This is a genomic window from Klebsiella sp. GB_Kp056 (genome assembly GCF_040064755.1).
Taxonomy (GTDB): domain Bacteria; phylum Pseudomonadota; class Gammaproteobacteria; order Enterobacterales; family Enterobacteriaceae; genus Klebsiella; species Klebsiella quasipneumoniae.
The window spans coordinates 279,443-297,462 of record NZ_JBEAJA010000054.1 but is presented as its reverse complement, the minus strand read 5'-3'; the positions used below and the strand labels follow the sequence as shown (position 1 = coordinate 297,462).

Here is an 18,020-nt window from a genome sequence, read left to right as displayed (position 1 = left end):
GGTGAGAAATGGAAATTAATGAAAAATTGCTGCGCCAGATAATTGAAGACGTGCTCAGCGAGATGAAGGGCAGCGATAAACCCGTCTCGTTTACTGCGCCAGCGGCCTCCGCGGCGCCCCAGGCCACGCCGCCCGCTGGCGACGGCTTCCTGACGGAAGTGGGCGAAGCGCGTCAGGGAACCCAGCAGGACGAAGTGATTATCGCCGTCGGCCCGGCTTTCGGCCTGGCGCAGACCGTCAATATCGTCGGCATACCGCATAAGAGCATTTTGCGCGAAGTCATTGCCGGTATTGAAGAAGAAGGCATTAAGGCGCGCGTGATTCGCTGCTTTAAATCCTCCGACGTGGCCTTCGTCGCCGTTGAAGGCAATCGCCTGAGCGGTTCCGGCATCTCTATCGGCATCCAGTCAAAAGGCACCACGGTGATTCACCAGCAGGGGCTGCCGCCGCTCTCTAACCTGGAGCTGTTCCCCCAGGCGCCGCTGCTGACCCTGGAAACCTATCGCCAGATTGGTAAAAACGCCGCCCGCTATGCGAAACGCGAATCGCCGCAGCCGGTCCCGACGCTGAACGACCAGATGGCGCGGCCAAAATACCAGGCGAAATCGGCCATTTTGCACATTAAAGAGACCAAGTACGTGGTAACGGGCAAAAACCCGCAGGAACTGCGCGTGGCGCTTTGATAAAGGATAACTCCATGAATACCGACGCAATTGAATCGATGGTGCGCGACGTATTAAGCCGCATGAACAGCCTGCAGGGCGAGGCGCCGACGGCGGCTCCGGCGGCAGACGGCGCGTCCCGTAGCGCAAAGGTCAGCGACTACCCGCTGGCGAACAAACACCCGGAATGGGTGAAAACCGCCACCAATAAAACGCTGGACGACTTTACGCTGGAAAACGTGCTGAGCAACAAAGTTACCGCCCAGGATATGCGTATTACCCCGGAAACGCTGCGCTTACAGGCTTCTATCGCCAGGGACGCGGGCCGCGACCGGCTGGCGATGAACTTCGAACGCGCCGCCGAACTGACCGCGGTACCGGACGATCGCATTCTTGAAATCTACAACGCCCTCCGCCCCTATCGCTCGACGAAAGAGGAGCTGCTGGCGATCGCCGACGATCTCGAAAGCCGCTATCAGGCGAAGATTTGCGCCGCTTTCGTTCGCGAAGCGGCAACGCTGTACGTCGAGCGTAAAAAACTCAAAGGCGACGATTAATTACAGGGGTATGTGATGCGATATATAGCTGGCATTGATATCGGCAACTCATCGACGGAAGTCGCCCTGGCGACTCTGAATGAGGCTGGCACGCTGACAATCACCCACAGCGCGCTGGCGGAAACCACCGGGATCAAAGGCACGTTGCGTAACGTGTTCGGTATTCAGGAGGCGCTCGCCCTCGTCGCCAGAGGCGCCGGGATCGCTGTCAGCGATATTTCGCTCATCCGCATTAATGAAGCTACGCCGGTGATTGGCGATGTGGCGATGGAAACCATTACCGAGACCATCATCACCGAATCGACCATGATCGGCCATAACCCGAAAACGCCCGGCGGCGCGGGGCTTGGCGTGGGCATCACCATTACGCCGCAGGAGCTGTTAACCCGCCCGGCGGACGCGCCCTATATCCTGGTGGTATCGTCGGCGTTCGATTTTGCCGATATCGCCAGCATGATTAACGCTTCCCTGCGCGCCGGATATCAGATTACCGGCGTCATTTTGCAACGTGACGATGGCGTGCTGGTCAGCAACCGGCTGGAAAAACCGCTGCCGATTGTTGACGAAGTGCTGTACATCGACCGCATTCCGCTGGGAATGCTGGCGGCAATTGAGGTCGCCGTCCCGGGGAAGGTCATCGAAACGCTCTCTAACCCCTACGGCATCGCCACCGTATTCCACCTCAACGCCGAGGAGACGAAAAACATCGTCCCGATGGCTCGCGCGCTGATTGGCAACCGTTCCGCCGTGGTGGTCAAAACGCCATCCGGTGACGTCAAAGCGCGCGCGATACCCGCCGGTAACCTTGAGCTGCTGGCCCAGGGCCGGAGCGTACGCGTAGACGTTGCCGCTGGCGCCGAAGCCATCATGAAAGCGGTCGACGGCTGCGGCAAGCTCGATAACGTCACCGGCGAGTCGGGGACCAATATCGGCGGCATGCTGGAACACGTGCGCCAGACCATGGCCGAGCTGACCAACAAGCCCAGCAGCGAAATATTCATTCAGGACCTGGTGGCCGTCGATACCTCGGTGCCGGTGAGCGTCACCGGCGGTCTTGCCGGGGAGTTCTCGCTGGAGCAGGCCGTGGGCATCGCCTCAATGGTGAAATCGGATCGTTTGCAGATGGCGATGATTGCCCGCGAAATCGAGCAGAAGCTCAATATCGACGTGCAGATCGGCGGCGCCGAGGCCGAAGCCGCCATTCTGGGCGCGCTGACCACGCCGGGTACCACCCGACCGCTGGCGATCCTCGACCTCGGCGCAGGCTCCACCGATGCCTCCATCATCAACCCCAAAGGCGACATCATCGCCACTCACCTCGCCGGAGCTGGCGATATGGTGACGATGATTATTGCCCGCGAGCTGGGGCTGGAAGACCGCTATCTGGCGGAAGAGATCAAGAAGTATCCGCTGGCCAAGGTGGAAAGTCTGTTCCATTTACGCCACGAGGACGGCAGCGTGCAGTTCTTCTCCACGCCGCTGCCCCCCGCCGTATTCGCCCGCGTCTGCGTGGTGAAACCGGACGAACTGGTGCCGCTACCCGGCGACTTAGCGCTGGAAAAAGTGCGCGCCATTCGCCGCAGCGCCAAAGAGCGGGTCTTTGTCACCAACGCCCTGCGCGCACTGCGTCAGGTCAGCCCCACCGGCAACATTCGCGATATTCCGTTCGTGGTGCTGGTCGGCGGTTCGTCGCTGGATTTCGAGGTCCCGCAGCTGGTCACCGATGCGCTGGCGCACTACCGCCTGGTTGCCGGGCGGGGAAATATTCGCGGCAGCGAGGGCCCCAGAAACGCGGTGGCCACCGGCCTGATTCTCTCCTGGCATAAGGAGTTCGCGCATGGACAGTAATTACAGCGCCCCGGCTATTGTGATCGCCGCCATCGACGGCTGCGACGGCCTGTGGCGCGACGTGCTGCTGGGTATCGAAGAGGAAGGCATTCCTTTCCTGCTCCAGCATCACCCGGCCGGGGATGTCGTGGACAGCGCCTGGCAGGCGGCGCGCAGCTCGCCGCTGCTGGTGGGCATCGCCTGCGACCGCCATACGCTGGTCGTGCACTACAAGAATTTACCCGCATCGGCGCCGCTTTTTACGCTGATGCATCATCAGGACAGTCAGGCCCAACGTAACACCGGTAATAACGCGGCACGGCTGGTCAAAGGGATCCCGTTCCGGGATCTGAATAGCTAAGCAACAGGAGAACAGCAGTATGAATAACGCACTGGGACTGGTTGAAACAAAAGGGTTAGTAGGCGCCATTGAGGCCGCCGATGCAATGGTGAAATCGGCCAACGTGCAGCTGGTCGGCTACGAAAAAATTGGCTCGGGTCTGGTGACCGTCATGGTTCGCGGCGATGTCGGCGCGGTCAAAGCGGCGGTAGATGCGGGCAGCGCGGCGGCAAGCGTCGTAGGCGAAGTGAAATCCTGCCACGTGATCCCGCGTCCGCACAGCGACGTTGAGGCCATTTTACCGAAATCAGCCTGATTGATGGCGAATAAGGAGCACCGCGTGAAGCAATCACTGGGATTACTTGAAGTTTGTGGTCTGGCACTGGCTATTAGCTGCGCCGATATCATGGCGAAATCCGCTTCTATCACGCTGGTCGCCCTCGAAAAGACCAATGGTTCAGGCTGGACGGTCATTAAAATTACCGGTGATGTGGCCTCAGTACAGGCGGCCATCACCACCGGTGCACAGTTTGCCGAACAGCGAAACGGTCTGGTGGCTCATAAAGTCATCGCCAGACCCGGAGAAGGGATCCTGCCCGCAGAGGCTCCCCCACCCTCCGTCATGGAACCTGAGCCTGAAGAGTCAGAGACGGCTAATGTCGTTTCTGAAGCGCCAGCAGAAGAGCCCCACCAGCAACAAGGCGTGGTCAGCTGCAACCTGTGCCTGGATCCAAAATGTCCGCGCCAGAAGGGCGAGCCGCGCACCCTTTGCATTCATCCCGGCAAGCGAGGTGAAGCGTAATGGATAAACAGCTTCTCGAATCAACGGTCAGTAAAGTCCTCGACGAGATGCGTCTGCGGCCCATTCCGCTGGGGGTTTCAAATCGTCATATCCACCTGTCGGCGTCGGATTATGAACGCCTGTTTCCTGGCCATCCCATCAGCGAGAAAAAAGCGCTGCTGCAGCCGGGACAGTACGCTGCGGAGCAAACCGTCACCCTGGTAGGGCCGAAGGGGCAGCTTAAAAATGTGCGTCTGCTCGGCCCACTGCGTTCGGTAAGCCAGGTGGAAATATCGCGTACCGATGCCCGAACCCTGGGGGTTGCGGCGCCGCTGAGAATGTCCGGCGATCTGAAAGGGACGCCGGGCATCCGTCTGGTCAGCCCCTATGGCGAACTGACGCTCTCGTCAGGGGTTATCGTCGCGCAGCGGCATATTCATATGTCGCCGCTCGATGCGCTGATCCTGCGGGTTTCCCACGGCGATAGGGTCTCCGTGGCCATTGAAGGCGACGAGCGCGGGCTGATTTTCAACAACGTGGCGATTCGCGTTTCACCGGATATGCGTCTCGAAATGCACATTGATACCGATGAAGCCAACGCCGCCGGCGCCGATAATCCGCAGGCCTTTGCCCGGCTGGTAGGCCCGCGATGAACGGCGAAGTTCTGCAGCGCATCGTGGAGGAAATCGTCTCCAGGCTGCAGCGTCGCGCTCACAGCACGGCGACGCTGAGCGTTGCGCAGCTGCGCGATGCCGACTGCCCCGGGCTGTTCAGCCAGCACGCCTCGCTGCGCATCCTGCTTGTCGACCTGCCGCTGCTGGGCCAGTTGACGGAGGCGGAAACAGACGATCCTGCGGCCCGGAAAATTCACGACGCGCTGGCTTTCGGCATCCGCGTGCAGCTCACCCTGCACAGCCAGCTGCTGCCGGTTATCCCGGTCAAAAAACTGGCGCGCCTGCCGACGATCTTCACCGACGAGCGCGGACTGCCGCTGATCCTGCACGCAGGATCGGTGCTGAGCTATCGCGACGTCGCGCAGCTGGGCCAGGGTCGCCTGGTTATCCACCGCAAATGCATCGTGACCGCGCTGGCGCGCGAAGCGGCACAGGCGCGGCATATTCAATTAATTAAGCAGGAGTAACTCATGCATCTGGCACGAGTCACGGGCGCGGTTGTCTCCACGCAAAAATCGCCTTCCCTGATCGGCAAAAAGCTGCTGCTGGTGCGGCGGGTCAGCGCCGATGGCGAGCTTCCCGCCTCGCCGACCTCCGGTGATGAAGTCGCCGTGGATTCCGTCGGCGCGGGGATCGGCGAGCTGGTTCTGCTCAGCGGCGGCTCCAGCGCCAGGCACGTTTTTTCCGGGCCAAACGAGGCCATCGACCTCGCCGTTGTCGGCATTGTCGATACGCTTTCACGTTAAGGAGCGAATATGGCGATTTATACCCGAACGGGCGACGCTGGCACCACCTCACTCTTTACCGGCCAGCGGGTGAGTAAAACCCACCCGCGGGTTGAAGCCTACGGCACGCTGGATGAGCTGAACGCCGCGCTGAGCCTGTGCGCCTGCGCCGCCGCGGATGAAAATCACCGCGCCTTACTTGAGGCCATCCAGCAGCAGCTTTTTTGGTTTAGCGCAGAACTAGCCAGCGACAGCGAACGGCCGTCGCCGAAACAGCGCTACATCAGCAGCGAAGAGATTTCCGCTCTGGAAGCCGCCATCGATCGGGCCATGGCCCGCGTCGAACCGCTGCACAGTTTTATTTTACCCGGCCGTTGCGAAGCCGCGGGCCGCCTGCATTTTGCCCGCACGCTGGCCCGCCGGGCCGAACGGCGACTGGTTGAGCTGGCGGCGGAAGTCAACGTGCGCCAGGTGCTGATGCGCTACATCAATCGCTTGTCAGACTGTCTGTACGCCCTGGCGCGCGCGGAAGATAGCGATGCGCACCAGAACAACATCATTCGTGAAGTGAGCCGGCGCTATCTGGCCGCCACTCTACCGAGCCGCAGCAAGGAGACGACGCCCGTGGCCCTCTCATTCCACGATCTGCACCAGCTCACCCGCGCCGCCGTTGAGCGCGCGCAGCAGCTTCAGGTGCCGGTGGTGATCAGCATCGTTGACGCACACGGCACCGAAACCGTGACCTGGCGGATGCCGGACGCCCTGCTGGTCAGCAGCGAACTGGCGCCGAAAAAAGCCTGGACCGCGGTGGCGATGAAAACGGCGACCCATGAGCTGAGCGAGGCCGTTCAGCCGGGCGCCGCGCTTTATGGCCTCGAAACGCATTTGCAGGGAAAAGTGGTGACCTTTGGCGGCGGTTACGCCCTGTGGCGCGACGGCTCATTAATTGGGGGTCTTGGCATCAGCGGCGGCAGCGTTGAACAGGACATGGATATCGCACAGACCGCCATCGCGGCCATTAACGTGGGAACTCATCAATGAATACTTCTGAACTCGAAACTCTTATTCGCACCATTCTTAGCGAACAGTTAACCCCGGGGCAAACGCCAAACCCGGCGCAGAGCAAAGGGATTTTTCAGTCCGTCAGCGAGGCCATTGATGCCGCGCATCAGGCGTTCTTACGTTATCAGCAGTGCCCGCTAAAAACCCGCAGCGCCATCATTAGCGCAATGCGTCAGGAGCTGACGCCGCATCTGGCCGCCCTGGCGGAAGAGAGCGCCAATGAAACGGGGATGGGCAACAAAGAAGATAAATTTTTGAAAAACAAAGCTGCGCTGGACAACACGCCGGGCGTGGAAGATCTCACCACCACGGCACTGACCGGCGACGGCGGCATGGTGCTGTTTGAGTATTCGCCATTTGGCGTTATCGGGTCGGTCGCACCGAGCACCAACCCGACGGAAACCATCATTAATAACAGCATCAGCATGCTGGCGGCGGGCAATAGCGTCTACTTCAGCCCGCATCCGGGAGCAAAAAAGGTCTCACTGAAGCTGATTAGCATGATTGAAGAGATTGTTTTCCGCTGCTGCGGCATCCGCAATCTGGTGGTTACCGTAGCAGAACCCACTTTCGAAGCCACCCAGCAGATGATGGCCCATCCGCGCATTGCGGTGCTGGCCATTACCGGCGGCCCGGGTATTGTGGCGATGGGCATGAAGAGCGGTAAGAAAGTCATTGGCGCCGGTGCGGGTAACCCGCCCTGCATCGTTGATGAAACGGCGGATCTGGTTAAAGCGGCGGAAGATATCATCAACGGCGCCTCGTTCGATTACAACCTGCCCTGCATTGCCGAGAAGAGCCTGATTGTGGTGGAGAGCGTCGCCGAACGTCTGGTGCAGCAAATGCAAACCTTCGGCGCGCTGCTGCTGAGCCCTGCCGACACCGACAAACTCCGCGCCGCCTGCCTGCCTGAAGGCCAGGCGAATAAAAAACTGGTCGGCAAAAGCCCATCAGCCATGCTCGAAGCGGCCGGGATCGCCGTTCCGTCGAAAGCGCCGCGTCTACTGATAGCGCTGGTTAACGCCGACGATCCGTGGGTTACCAGCGAGCAGTTGATGCCGATGCTGCCGATAGTGAAAGTTAGCGATTTCGATAGCGCGCTGGCCCTGGCGCTGAAGGTTGAAGAGGGACTGCATCATACCGCCATTATGCACTCGCAGAACGTGTCGCGCCTGAACCTCGCGGCCCGCACCCTGCAAACCTCGATATTCGTCAAGAACGGCCCCTCTTATGCCGGGATCGGCGTCGGCGGCGAAGGCTTTACCACCTTTACTATCGCCACGCCGACCGGTGAAGGGACAACCTCGGCGCGCACGTTTGCCCGCTCCCGTCGCTGCGTGCTGACCAACGGCTTTTCCATTCGCTAACCGAGGTCGCGATGAAGACTTTCTCACTACAAACGCGATTGTACAGCGGTCAGGGTAGCCTGGCGGTGCTCAAGCGCTTTACCAACAAGCACATCTGGATTATCTGCGATGGCTTTCTGGCGCGCTCGCCGCTGCTGGAAACCCTGCGTAATGCATTGCCCGCAGATAACCGCATTAGCGTCTTTAGCGAGATAACCCCGGACCCCACTATCCACACCGTGGTGCAGGGCATTGCGCAAATGCAGGCCCTGCAGCCGCAGGTGGTCATCGGCTTCGGCGGCGGATCGGCAATGGATGCGGCGAAAGCTATCGTCTGGTTCAGTCAGCAGAGCGGCATCAGCATCGAAACCTGCGTGGCTATACCGACCACCAGCGGTACCGGTTCAGAAGTAACCAGCGCCTGCGTAATTAGCGATCCGGATAAAGGCATCAAGTACCCGCTGTTCAACAATGCGCTCTATCCCGATATGGCGATCCTTGACCCGGAGCTGGTGGTCAGCGTGCCGCCGCAGATTACGGCCAACACCGGCATGGACGTGCTGACCCACGCGCTGGAGGCGTGGGTCTCTCCGCACGCCAGCGACTTTACCGACGCGCTGGCGGAAAAAGCCGCCAAACTGGTGTTCCAGTATCTGCCCACGGCGGTGGAAAAAGGCGACTGCGTGGCGACGCGCGGGAAAATGCACAATGCCTCAACGCTTGCCGGGATGGCGTTCAGCCAGGCGGGGCTGGGGCTTAACCATGCTATCGCCCACCAGCTTGGCGGGCAGTTTCATCTCCCGCACGGACTGGCCAACGCGCTGCTGTTAACCGCGGTTATCCGCTTTAACGCCGGTCATCCGCGCGCCGGAAAACGCTACGCGCGGCTGGCCAAAGCCTGCGGCTTTTGTCCGGCAGACGCCAGCGATAGTACGGCGATCAATGCGCTGATCCAGCAAATCGAACGGCTCAAGCAGCGCTGTGCGCTGCCGTCACTGGCGGTCGCGCTGAAAGAGGGACGTGCCGAGTACTCAGCGCGCATTCCGGCCATGGTGCAGGCCGCACTGGCTGACGTGACCTTGCGCACGAATCCTCGCCCGGCCAGCGCCGGGGAAATTCAGGAACTGCTGGAGGAACTGCTATGAGTACCGCCGTCAACGCTGTTGAAATGGCCAGAAGCGCCGAGGAGATCCGCGAGCGCGTTCGCGCAGCGGGCGTCGTCGGCGCGGGCGGCGCGGGTTTTCCCGCCCACGTGAAGCTGCAGGCGCAGGTGGAGATCTTTCTGGTTAACGCCGCCGAGTGCGAACCGATGCTCAAGGTCGACCAGCAGCTGATGTGGCAGCAGGCTGCACGTCTGGCCCGCGGCGTGCAGTACGCGATGACGGCAACCGGCGCGCGCGAAGGGGTTATCGCCCTGAAAGAGAAGTACCGCCGGGCTATCGACGCGCTCACCCCGCTGCTGCCTGCCGGTATTCGCCTGCATATTCTGCCGGATGTCTATCCCGCAGGCGATGAGGTGCTGACTATCTGGTTGGCTACCGGTCGCCGGGTCGCGCCCGCCGCGCTGCCGGCCAGCGTTGGGGTCGTGGTGAATAACGTACAAACGGTGCTCAACATGGCCCGTGCGGTTGAGCAGCAGTTTCCGGTGACCCGCCGCACGCTGACCGTTAACGGCGCGGTCGCCCGGCCGCTGACCGTCACCGTCCCCATCGGCATGTCGCTGCGCGAAGTGCTGGCACTGGCGGGCGGCGCGACGGTCGACGACCCCGGTTTTATTAACGGTGGCCCGATGATGGGCGGCCTGATGACTTCTCTCGATAGCCCGGTAACCAAAACTACCGGCGGCCTGCTGGTGCTGCCGAAAAGCCATCCGCTTATCCAGCGGCGGATGCAGGACGAGCGCACGGTGCTTTCCGTGGCCCGTACCGTCTGCGAGCAGTGCCGACTGTGTACCGATCTCTGCCCACGGCATCTGATCGGCCACGAACTCTCCCCGCACCTGCTGGTGCGGGCGGTGAACTTTCATCAGGCCGCCACGCCCCAGCTGCTGCTGAGCGCCCTCACCTGTTCGGAATGCAACGTCTGCGAAAGCGTGGCCTGTCCGGTGGGGATCTCGCCGATGCGCATCAACCGCATGCTGAAACGCGAGCTGCGCGCGCAAAACCAGCGCTATGAAGGGCCGCTCTATCCGGCCGACGAAATGGCGAAATATCGCCTCGTGCCGGTGAAGCGACTGATCGCCAAACTGGGGCTGAGCCCCTGGTATCAGGAGGCGCCGCTGGTGGAAGACGAACCGGCAGTAGAAACCGTGACGTTGCAGTTGCGCCAGCATATCGGCGCCAGCGCGGTAGCGAACGTTGCAGTGGGAGAACGCGTCACGCGTGGGCAATGCGTTGCCGATATCCCGGCAGGCGCATTAGGCGCGCCGGTTCACGCCAGCATCGACGGCGTGGTTGCGGCCATCAGCGAACAGGCCATCACGGTTGTAAGAGGTTAACCATGTCTCAGGCTATAGGAATTTTAGAACTCACCAGCATTGCCAAAGGAATGGAACTCGGCGATGCGATGCTGAAAAGCGCCAACGTCAATCTGCTGGTCAGCAAGACTATCTGCCCGGGTAAGTTTCTGTTGATGCTCGGCGGGGATATCGGCGCCATCCAGCAGGCCATTGAAACCGGCACTTCGCAGGCCGGCGAAATGCTCGTCGACAGCCTGGTGCTGGCGAATATCCATCCCAGCGTACTCCCGGCCATCAGCGGCCTGAACAGCGTAGACAAGCGCCAGGCGGTCGGCATCGTTGAAACCTGGAGCGTTGCGGCCTGCATCAGCGCCGCGGACCGGGCGGTGAAAGGCTCCAACGTCACCCTGGTACGGGTGCATATGGCCTTCGGCATCGGCGGTAAATGCTACATGGTGGTGGCGGGCGACGTTTCCGACGTCAACAACGCGGTTACGGTAGCCAGCGAAAGCGCGGGTGAAAAAGGGCTGCTGGTTTATCGTTCGGTAATCCCGCGACCGCATGAAGCCATGTGGCGACAGATGGTGGAGGGATAATGGAAAGACAGCCAACAACGGATCGCATGATTCAGGAATACGTTCCCGGGAAACAGGTCACCCTCGCGCACCTGATTGCCAATCCCGGGAAAGATCTCTTTAAGAAACTCGGCCTGCAGGATGCGGTGTCCGCCATCGGCATCCTCACCATTACGCCCAGCGAGGCGTCGATTATCGCCTGCGATATCGCCACCAAATCCGGCGCGGTGGAGATCGGTTTTCTTGACCGCTTTACCGGCGCCGTGGTGCTGACCGGCGACGTTTCCGCCGTCGAGTACGCCCTCAGGCAGGTGACGCGCACCCTGGGCGAGATGATGCAGTTTACTACCTGCTCAATAACCCGGACGTAGCGCGATGAAACGTCTGATGTTGATCGGCCCCAGCCAGTGCGGCAAAACCTCGCTGACCCAGGGCCTGCGCGGCGAAACGCTCCATTATAAGAAAACCCAGGCGATTGAATGGTCGCCGATGGCCATCGACACGCCGGGCGAATATCTGGAGAACCGCTGCCTTTATAGCGCTCTGTTGACCAGCGCCTGCGAGGCCGACGTTATCGCTCTGGTGCTGAACGCCGACGCCCAGTGGTCGCCGTTTTCTCCGGGTTTTACCGCCCCGATGAACCGCCCGACGATTGGCCTGGTCACCAAAGCCGACCTGGCCGACCCGCAGCGGTTATCGCTCATCGAGGAGTGGCTCAGGCAGGCTGGGGCGCAGCAGATTTTTGTCACCAGCGCGCTGAATAATCTGGGTCTTGATGCCGTGCTGGATTTTCTGAATTCGAAGGAACCTTTATGTCTTACAAAATAATGGCCATTAATGCCGGCAGTTCATCGTTAAAATTCCAGCTGCTGGAGATGCCTCAGGGCGATATGCTCTGCCAGGGATTGATCGAGCGTATCGGCATGGCAAACGCCCAGGTGACCCTCAAAACGCCGGCGCAAAAATGGCAGGAAACGGCGCCCGTAGCCGATCACCGTGAAGCCGTCACCCTGCTGCTGGAAAAGCTCCTCGACCATCGGATTATCCAGAGTTTGCAGGATATCGATGGCGTCGGCCACCGCGTGGCGCACGGCGGGGAGCGCTTTAAAGATTCGACGCCGGTGACCGATGAGACCTTAGCGGAAATCGAGCGCCTGGCGGAGCTGGCCCCGCTGCATAATCCGGTCAACGCGCTGGGCATTAACGTTTTCCGCCAGCTGCTGCCCGACGCGCCGTCGGTGGCGGTGTTTGATACCGCTTTTCACCAGACGCTGGACGAGCGCGCGTTTATCTATCCGCTGCCCTGGCGCTACTACAGCGAGTTGGGCATTCGCCGTTACGGCTTCCACGGCACCAGCCACAAGTACGTTAGCGCGACGCTGGCGGAAAAGCTGGGCGTACCGTTGAGCGCTCTGCGCGTGGTGTGCTGCCATCTCGGCAACGGCAGCAGCGTTTGCGCAATCAAAGGCGGGCGCTCGGTTAACACATCAATGGGCTTTACGCCGCAGTCCGGCGTGATGATGGGCACCCGCAGCGGCGATATCGATCCGTCGATTCTACCGTGGCTGGCGCTGCATGAGGGAAAAACGCCGGAGCAGCTTAATCAGCTGCTGAATAACGAGTCCGGCCTGCTGGGGGTTTCCGGCATCTCGCACGATTATCGCGATGTCGAGCAGGCGGCGGACAGCGGTAATCGTCAGGCAGCCCTGGCGCTCTCGCTGTTTGCCGAGCGCATTCGCGCCACCATCGGCAGTTATATTATGCAGATGGGCGGCCTGGACGCGCTGATCTTTACCGGCGGCATCGGCGAAAACTCCGCCCGCGCCAGGAGCGCCATCTGCCATAACCTGAATTTCCTCGGGCTCTCGGTCGATGAAGAGAAAAACCAGCACAACGCTACCTTTATTCAGGCCGAAAATGCGATGGTCAAAGTGGCGGTCATCAATACCAATGAAGAGCTGATGATTGCCCGCGATGTGATGCGCCTGGCGCTGCCGCAGGCGCACGAGCTGGCGGTGTCGGTATAAACGGCGCCTCTCCCCTTGCGGAGAATCATGGTAACCGGCGAATCGCCGTGCCACTATGCGCCCTGGCGAAGGTAAGCGGAAAGGTGAAAACGTGGCCGTTGCACAATGTCCCGCCTCGTGCGGAGAACTTATCCAGGGCTGGATCCTCGGCAGCGAGAAGCTGGTCTCCTGCCCGGTGGACTGGTACAGCACCGTCGAGGTCGAGACCGGCACGCCGCGAAACGATGAGCGGCCACTGTCGCGGGCGATGGTCGACCAGCTGCTGGCCCACTGGGGCTACCCGGCGGCGCTGAGTCAGCAGATCCGCATCACCCTGCACTCGACGATCCCGGTCGCCAAAGGGATGGCCAGCAGCACCGCCGATATCGCCGCCACCGCGGCGGCTACCGCCCATCATCTGGGCCACGCGCTGGATGAGCCGACGCTGGCGCGCCTGTGCGTCGCGCTGGAGCCCACCGACAGCACCCTGTTCCGCCAGCTGACGCTGTTCGACCATAATACCGCCGCCACGCAAATCACCTGCCCTGCGCCGCCGGCGCTCGACCTGTTAGTGCTGGAGAGCCCGCTGACGCTGCGCACCACTGACTACCACCAGCTGCCGCGCGAGCCGGGTCTGCTGGCTAACGCCTCCCGGCTGCAGCTGGCGTGGGAGAAAGTGCAGCAGGCCTGCCAGCGCGGTAGCCCGCAGCTGCTGGGCGAAGCGGCGACCATCAGCGCCATCGCCAGCCAGCGGCTGTTGCCCAAGCCGGGGTTTGACGCGCTGCTGGACCTGGTGGAAAGCGCAGGGCTCTATGGCCTTAACGTGGCGCACAGCGGCAGCGTCGTCGGCCTGCTGCTGGACCGCCGTCGTCATGACGTCGACTTTATAAAATGGCGGCTGGCAGACAGCGACATCGCCGCCCACTGGCCGCTGCAGCACTTGCTGGCGATGGTCCCGGGGGGCGTCACCCTGCAATAGGGCTCAGGCCAGCGCCCGGCGCAGCGCCGCCAGCAGCTGGTCGTTTTCGCCGGCGCTGCGGATCGCCACCCGGAAATAGCGGCTATCAAGCCCCGGGTAATTCGCGCAGCTGCGGATCAGCACATGCTGGCGCAACAGGGCATATTGCAGGTCAAGCTCTGGTCTGTCGCAGCGCAAGAACAGGTAGTTGGCGCGCCCGGGCCACACGGTCAGCCCGGCTATCTCCTGCAGCTGCGCGTAGAAACGCGCCCCCTCCTCCTGCAGCCACTGCCAGGTGGCCCGCTGATACGCCCGGTCCTGGAGGATGATCTCGCCGGCCAGCGCGGCATACGCATTGATGGACCACGGCATTTGTCCCTCGCGCAGTCGGGCTACCGCCTGCGCGTCAGCATTGAGCAGGTAGCCAAGACGCAGTCCCGGAATGGCATAAAACTTAGTGAGCGAGCGCAAAACCCAGACGTGCGGATACTGCGCCAGCAGGGGAATAAACCCCGGCTGGTCGGGGATAAAGTCAAGGAAGGCCTCATCGAGGATCAGGCTGATGTTCAGCGCCTGGCAACGCCGGGCAATGGCTTCCAGCAGGCCCCGCTCTGGCAGCAGGCCGGTGGGGTTGTTCGGCGTGCAGAGAAACAGGCAGTCCAGCGCCGGGGTGAGGGCATCGAGGATCGCGTCGGTCAGCTGCCAGCCATCGCACTCCCGAAGGGCATACTCCACGACCGCGCAATCCACGGTTTGCAGCGCCCGCCGGTACTCCGCGAAGCCAGGAATGACGATCATTGCCCGCCTCGGCTTAAGGCCGTGGGCGAGGGTGAAGATCGATTCGGTTTCGCCATTGCCGGCGAGGATATGCCCCGCCGGCAGCTGATGGTGGGCCGCCAGCGCCTGGTGCAGCTGTTGATATTCGACGTCAGGATAGCGCTCGGCGCAGCCGAGGTTATCGACGATCGCCTGCCTGAGCGAGGCAGGCATTCCCAGCGGATTGATGTTGGCGCTAAAATCCAGCAGCTCGTTGGGAGCAATGCCCAGCAGGGCGGCGGCCTCGCGGATATTGCCGCCATGGGCGCTTTTCAGTAAGGCCATATCCTTTTCCTGTGTGGTTATCCACGCCGGGCCAGCGTCGCGCCGTCGGCGAAGTACGCTTTAATCCCGGCAAGGATCGACTCGGCCACCTCCTGCTGGAATTTGGCCGTTTTCAGCTTCCGCTCCTCTTCCACGTTACTGATAAACGCCGTCTCCACCAGAATGGAGGGGATATCGGGCGCCTTGAGCACCGCAAAGCCCGCCTGCTCTACCCGATTTTTGTGCAGATTATTGATGTTACCCATTTTCTCCAGCACCGCCTTACCAAATTTGAGGCTGTCGGCGATGGTGAGGGACTGCACCATATCGAACATGGTGTGGTCGACATAGCGATCGCCGCTCTTGCTGACCCCACCGATCAGATCCGAGGCGTTCTGCGTCTGGGCGAGATATTTTGCCGCGGTACTGGTGGCTCCCTTGGTGGAGAGCGCAAACACCGAGGAGCCGCTGGGCTGGCGGCTGGTAAAGGCGTCGGCGTGAATCGATACGAACAGGTCGGCGCGCTGCTTCTGCGCCTTGGCGACACGCACCTTCAACGGGATAAACACGTCTTCGTTGCGGGTCATATAGGCCTTCATATTGCCTTCTTTGTCGATCAGCGCCCGCAGGCGACGGGCAATCTGCAGCACCACGTCTTTCTCGCGGGTGCGATACTTGCCCACAGCGCCCGAATCTTCGCCGCCGTGGCCGGGATCGAGCATAATGACAATCGGCCGATCGCGCCCGGCTTTGCCCGGCTGCGGCCCGCTTTGCGCCGGCGGTACCTGACGCTGCAGATCGCCTTTGTTGTAATCCTCGAGCAGCGCCAGCAGCGGATCCTGCACATCGGTGGCGTTGGCGGGGTAAAGATCCATCACCAGACGCTCTTTAAAGCCGGCCACCGGCGCAAGGGCAAACAGCTGCGGCTTAACGTTCTGCTTGAGCTCGAAGACCATGCGCACGGTTTGCGGATCAAACTGGCCCACGCGGGCGGACTTAATAAAGGGATCGTCATCGCGGATCTGCCCTCCCATGCCTTTCAGCACCGAGTTCAGATTAACCCCTTCCAGATCCACCACCACCCGTTCTGGATTACTGAGGGCAAACTGCCGGTATTTCAGCACATGATTCGATTCCACCGTGACGCGCGTGTAGGTCGATGCTGGCCAGACGCGAACGGCAACCACCCGCGCGGCGGCGGCCAGCCCAACGGGGCTCACGCTCATTAACCACATGGCGCCCGCGCCCTGCAGCAGACGGCGACGGCTTAATCCAGAGTTGTTTCCCGACATGCCACTCCCAAGCAATAAAACGCATTTATACCCAAAACAAACAGATTGACCAGAAACTTTAACGAAAGGCATATAACCTGTCATCTATAAAAGGGTAAACATTCATTGACACCCTGCGCCGGGTCACATGTTTTTCAGGGCTTAGCCTCAAATTGGGGCTTGCGTTTAACGGCAAAACAGAATAAAAATACAATAATTACGAATAATCATGCATTGAGGGTTTGTCATGGTGAAGGAACGTCGCACTGAACTGGTAGAAGGATTCCGCCATTCTGTTCCCTATATTAATGCCCATCGGGGAAAAACGTTTGTCATCATGCTGGGCGGCGAAGCCATTGAGCATGAAAATTTCTCAAATATTGTCAATGACATAGGGTTATTGCATAGCCTGGGCATTCGCCTGGTGGTGGTCTATGGCGCCCGCCCGCAGATTGACGCTAACCTCGCCGAGCACCATCACGAGCCGGTCTATCACAAGCAGACGCGAGTGACTGACGCCAAAACGCTGGAGCTGGTTAAGCAGGCGGCGGGGATGCTGCAGCTGGAGATCACCGCCCGCCTGTCGATGAGCCTCAACAACACCCCGCTGCAGGGAGCCCATATCAACGTCGTCAGCGGCAACTTTATCATTGCCCAGCCGCTGGGCGTTGATGACGGCGTTGATTATTGCCACAGCGGCCGCATTCGCCGCATTGACGAAGAGGCGATTCATCGCCAGCTCGACAGCGGCGCCATTGTGCTGATGGGGCCGGTCGCGGTGTCGGTCACCGGCGAAAGCTTTAACCTGACTTCGGAAGAGATCGCCACCCAGTTGGCTATCAAGCTGAAAGCAGAGAAAATGATCGGCTTCTGTTCTTCGCAAGGGGTTTACAACCAGGCCGGGGAAATTGTCTCCGAACTGTTCCCCAATGAAGCGCAGGCCCGCGTCGAAGAGCTGGAAGCGGACGAAGATTATAACTCCGGTACCGTGCGCTTCCTGCGCGGGGCCGTGAAGGCCTGCCGCAGCGGCGTGCGGCGCTGCCACCTGATCAGCTATCAGGAGAATGGCGCGCTGCTGCAGGAGCTATTCTCACGCGACGGCATCGGCACCCAGATCGTCATGGAGAGCGCAGAGCAAATCCGTCGGGCGACCATCAACGATATCGGCGGTATTCTCGAGCTGATAAGCCCGCTGGAACAGCAGGGCATCCTGGTGCGCCGCTCCCGCGAGCAGCTGGAGATGGAGATCGACAAATTCACTATTATTCAGCGCGATAACACCACTATCGCCTGCGCCGCCCTCTATCCTTTCCCGGAAGAGAAGATCGGCGAAATGGCCTGCGTGGCGGTGCATCCGGATTACCGGAGCTCGTCGCGGGGAGAGGTGCTGCTGGAGCGTATTGCCGCCCAGGCCAGACAGATGGGGCTGAGCAAGCTGTTTGTGTTAACCACCCGCAGCATCCACTGGTTCCAGGAGCGCGGCTTCACGCCGGTGGATATCGACCTGCTGCCGGAGAGTAAAAAGCAGATGTATAACTATCAGCGCCGGTCGAAGGTGCTGATGGCCGACCTCGCTTAAGCCCTTCTTCGCTGTTGCTAACGGCCCGGGATAAACCGGCGTTTATCGCTCCCCGGGCCAGTCCCCTGCTACGCCTGGCCGGCACGCTGTCTGCGGCTCGCGGGTAGAATTCTGCTTTT

21 protein-coding genes are annotated in these 18,020 nt (G+C 60.9%); 19 read left to right on the top strand and 2 right to left on the bottom strand.

The annotated features are described in order from the left end of the window. The first annotated feature begins 8 nt into the window (after positions 1-8). The 18 genes from pduD (at position 9) to ABLV52_RS16725 (ending at position 13,992) form a co-directional block, all read left to right on the top strand. Positions 9-683 (top strand): propanediol dehydratase medium subunit PduD, encoded by a 675-nt coding sequence (pduD, locus tag ABLV52_RS16810; RefSeq protein ID WP_023290878.1) that lies wholly within the window; start codon positions 9-11, stop codon positions 681-683. A gap of 14 nt (positions 684-697) precedes the next feature. Beyond that, the gene (gene pduE / locus ABLV52_RS16805) at positions 698-1,219 is read left to right on the top strand and encodes a propanediol dehydratase small subunit PduE (RefSeq protein ID WP_016809888.1); all 522 of its coding nucleotides are present in this window, start codon (positions 698-700) and stop codon (positions 1,217-1,219) included. A 15-nt stretch (positions 1,220-1,234) separates the two neighbouring features. Then, positions 1,235-3,067 (top strand): propanediol dehydratase reactivase alpha subunit PduG, encoded by a 1,833-nt coding sequence (gene pduG / locus ABLV52_RS16800; RefSeq protein WP_348890639.1) that lies wholly within the window; start codon positions 1,235-1,237, stop codon positions 3,065-3,067. Beyond that, positions 3,057-3,407: a propanediol dehydratase reactivase beta subunit PduH gene (pduH, locus tag ABLV52_RS16795; protein WP_348890638.1), complete on the top strand. Its 351-nt coding sequence runs from the start codon at positions 3,057-3,059 to the stop codon at positions 3,405-3,407. Before pduG ends, pduH begins: the two co-directional genes overlap by 11 nt. 19 nt (positions 3,408-3,426) lie before the next feature. After that, positions 3,427-3,702 carry a propanediol utilization microcompartment protein PduJ gene (gene pduJ / locus ABLV52_RS16790; protein ID WP_001057755.1) on the top strand — a complete coding sequence of 92 codons (276 nt, stop codon included), beginning with the start codon at positions 3,427-3,429 and terminating at the stop codon, positions 3,700-3,702. A gap of 3 nt (positions 3,703-3,705) precedes the next feature. After that, a complete protein-coding gene (locus ABLV52_RS16785; protein WP_348890637.1) occupies positions 3,706-4,188 on the top strand; it encodes a BMC domain-containing protein in 483 nt (160 codons plus the stop codon). Then, positions 4,188-4,820 (top strand): phosphate propanoyltransferase, encoded by a 633-nt coding sequence (locus ABLV52_RS16780; RefSeq protein ID WP_004115022.1) that lies wholly within the window; start codon positions 4,188-4,190, stop codon positions 4,818-4,820. Before ABLV52_RS16785 ends, ABLV52_RS16780 begins: the two co-directional genes overlap by 1 nt. Beyond that, positions 4,817-5,308 (top strand): microcompartment protein PduM, encoded by a 492-nt coding sequence (gene pduM, locus ABLV52_RS16775; RefSeq protein ID WP_024274643.1) that lies wholly within the window; start codon positions 4,817-4,819, stop codon positions 5,306-5,308. The genes ABLV52_RS16780 and pduM overlap by 4 nt, the downstream gene beginning before the upstream one ends. Positions 5,309-5,311: 3 nt before the next feature. Continuing rightward, a complete protein-coding gene (gene pduN / locus ABLV52_RS16770) occupies positions 5,312-5,587 on the top strand; it encodes a propanediol utilization microcompartment protein PduN (protein ID WP_000549823.1) in 276 nt (91 codons plus the stop codon). A gap of 9 nt (positions 5,588-5,596) precedes the next feature. Further along, a complete protein-coding gene (pduO, locus tag ABLV52_RS16765; RefSeq protein ID WP_348890636.1) occupies positions 5,597-6,607 on the top strand; it encodes a two-domain cob(I)yrinic acid a,c-diamide adenosyltransferase PduO in 1,011 nt (336 codons plus the stop codon). Beyond that, the gene (gene pduP, locus ABLV52_RS16760) at positions 6,604-7,995 is read left to right on the top strand and encodes a CoA-acylating propionaldehyde dehydrogenase PduP (protein ID WP_348890635.1); all 1,392 of its coding nucleotides are present in this window, start codon (positions 6,604-6,606) and stop codon (positions 7,993-7,995) included. The genes pduO and pduP overlap by 4 nt, the downstream gene beginning before the upstream one ends. An 11-nt stretch (positions 7,996-8,006) precedes the next feature. Beyond that, positions 8,007-9,119 (top strand): 1-propanol dehydrogenase PduQ, encoded by a 1,113-nt coding sequence (pduQ, locus tag ABLV52_RS16755; protein WP_348890634.1) that lies wholly within the window; start codon positions 8,007-8,009, stop codon positions 9,117-9,119. After that, a complete protein-coding gene (pduS, locus tag ABLV52_RS16750; RefSeq protein WP_348890633.1) occupies positions 9,116-10,471 on the top strand; it encodes a cobalamin reductase PduS in 1,356 nt (451 codons plus the stop codon). The genes pduQ and pduS overlap by 4 nt, the downstream gene beginning before the upstream one ends. Positions 10,472-10,473: 2 nt before the next feature. Further along, positions 10,474-11,028, top strand: a complete 555-nt coding sequence (gene pduT / locus ABLV52_RS16745; protein WP_000075777.1) for a propanediol utilization microcompartment protein PduT — start codon at positions 10,474-10,476, stop codon at positions 11,026-11,028. Then, positions 11,028-11,378 carry a propanediol utilization microcompartment protein PduU gene (gene pduU / locus ABLV52_RS16740; protein WP_032453966.1) on the top strand — a complete coding sequence of 117 codons (351 nt, stop codon included), beginning with the start codon at positions 11,028-11,030 and terminating at the stop codon, positions 11,376-11,378. The genes pduT and pduU overlap by 1 nt, the downstream gene beginning before the upstream one ends. A 4-nt stretch (positions 11,379-11,382) precedes the next feature. Then, positions 11,383-11,835 (top strand): propanediol utilization protein PduV, encoded by a 453-nt coding sequence (gene pduV / locus ABLV52_RS16735; RefSeq protein ID WP_348890632.1) that lies wholly within the window; start codon positions 11,383-11,385, stop codon positions 11,833-11,835. Then, the gene (locus ABLV52_RS16730) at positions 11,820-13,034 is read left to right on the top strand and encodes an acetate/propionate family kinase (protein ID WP_348890631.1); all 1,215 of its coding nucleotides are present in this window, start codon (positions 11,820-11,822) and stop codon (positions 13,032-13,034) included. The genes pduV and ABLV52_RS16730 overlap by 16 nt, the downstream gene beginning before the upstream one ends. Before the next feature lie 91 nt (positions 13,035-13,125). Further along, entirely contained in the window at positions 13,126-13,992 is an 867-nt protein-coding gene (locus ABLV52_RS16725) for an L-threonine kinase (RefSeq protein ID WP_348890630.1), read from the top strand. Between the two features lie 3 nt (positions 13,993-13,995). On the opposite strand, the gene cobD is transcribed toward ABLV52_RS16725, so the two are convergent. Further along, positions 13,996-15,072, bottom strand: coding sequence for a threonine-phosphate decarboxylase CobD (gene cobD, locus ABLV52_RS16720; RefSeq protein ID WP_348890629.1), 1,077 nt, complete (start codon positions 15,070-15,072; stop codon positions 13,996-13,998). 17 nt (positions 15,073-15,089) lie between these two features. Continuing rightward, positions 15,090-16,343 carry an N-acetylmuramoyl-L-alanine amidase AmiC gene (amiC, locus tag ABLV52_RS16715; RefSeq protein WP_023290890.1) on the bottom strand — a complete coding sequence of 418 codons (1,254 nt, stop codon included), beginning with the start codon at positions 16,341-16,343 and terminating at the stop codon, positions 15,090-15,092. A gap of 226 nt (positions 16,344-16,569) precedes the next feature. On the opposite strand from amiC, the gene argA reads away from it, so the two are divergent. Continuing rightward, positions 16,570-17,901: an amino-acid N-acetyltransferase gene (gene argA / locus ABLV52_RS16710; protein ID WP_004149616.1), complete on the top strand. Its 1,332-nt coding sequence runs from the start codon at positions 16,570-16,572 to the stop codon at positions 17,899-17,901. Positions 17,902-18,020: the final 119 nt, after the last annotated feature.

What these genes read in the sequence shown, in the direction of transcription:
- pduT (WP_000075777.1), top strand. Translation starts at nt 10,474, where the DNA reads ATGTCTCAGGCTATAGGAATTTTAGAACTCACCAGCATTGCCAAAGGA.
- pduP (WP_348890635.1), top strand. Translation starts at nt 6,604, where the DNA reads ATGAATACTTCTGAACTCGAAACTCTTATTCGCACCATTCTTAGCGAA.
- pduU (WP_032453966.1), top strand. Translation starts at nt 11,028, where the DNA reads ATGGAAAGACAGCCAACAACGGATCGCATGATTCAGGAATACGTTCCC.
- pduO (WP_348890636.1), top strand. Translation starts at nt 5,597, where the DNA reads ATGGCGATTTATACCCGAACGGGCGACGCTGGCACCACCTCACTCTTT.
- pduD (WP_023290878.1), top strand. Translation starts at nt 9, where the DNA reads ATGGAAATTAATGAAAAATTGCTGCGCCAGATAATTGAAGACGTGCTC.
- pduG (WP_348890639.1), top strand. Translation starts at nt 1,235, where the DNA reads ATGCGATATATAGCTGGCATTGATATCGGCAACTCATCGACGGAAGTC.
- argA (WP_004149616.1), top strand. Translation starts at nt 16,570, where the DNA reads ATGGTGAAGGAACGTCGCACTGAACTGGTAGAAGGATTCCGCCATTCT.
- pduM (WP_024274643.1), top strand. Translation starts at nt 4,817, where the DNA reads ATGAACGGCGAAGTTCTGCAGCGCATCGTGGAGGAAATCGTCTCCAGG.
- pduE (WP_016809888.1), top strand. Translation starts at nt 698, where the DNA reads ATGAATACCGACGCAATTGAATCGATGGTGCGCGACGTATTAAGCCGC.
- ABLV52_RS16785 (WP_348890637.1), top strand. Translation starts at nt 3,706, where the DNA reads ATGGCGAATAAGGAGCACCGCGTGAAGCAATCACTGGGATTACTTGAA.
- amiC (WP_023290890.1), bottom strand. Translation starts at nt 16,343, where the DNA reads ATGTCGGGAAACAACTCTGGATTAAGCCGTCGCCGTCTGCTGCAGGGC.
- pduV (WP_348890632.1), top strand. Translation starts at nt 11,383, where the DNA reads ATGAAACGTCTGATGTTGATCGGCCCCAGCCAGTGCGGCAAAACCTCG.
- pduN (WP_000549823.1), top strand. Translation starts at nt 5,312, where the DNA reads ATGCATCTGGCACGAGTCACGGGCGCGGTTGTCTCCACGCAAAAATCG.
- pduS (WP_348890633.1), top strand. Translation starts at nt 9,116, where the DNA reads ATGAGTACCGCCGTCAACGCTGTTGAAATGGCCAGAAGCGCCGAGGAG.
- pduJ (WP_001057755.1), top strand. Translation starts at nt 3,427, where the DNA reads ATGAATAACGCACTGGGACTGGTTGAAACAAAAGGGTTAGTAGGCGCC.
- ABLV52_RS16730 (WP_348890631.1), top strand. Translation starts at nt 11,820, where the DNA reads ATGTCTTACAAAATAATGGCCATTAATGCCGGCAGTTCATCGTTAAAA.
- pduH (WP_348890638.1), top strand. Translation starts at nt 3,057, where the DNA reads ATGGACAGTAATTACAGCGCCCCGGCTATTGTGATCGCCGCCATCGAC.
- cobD (WP_348890629.1), bottom strand. Translation starts at nt 15,072, where the DNA reads ATGGCCTTACTGAAAAGCGCCCATGGCGGCAATATCCGCGAGGCCGCC.
- ABLV52_RS16780 (WP_004115022.1), top strand. Translation starts at nt 4,188, where the DNA reads ATGGATAAACAGCTTCTCGAATCAACGGTCAGTAAAGTCCTCGACGAG.
- pduQ (WP_348890634.1), top strand. Translation starts at nt 8,007, where the DNA reads ATGAAGACTTTCTCACTACAAACGCGATTGTACAGCGGTCAGGGTAGC.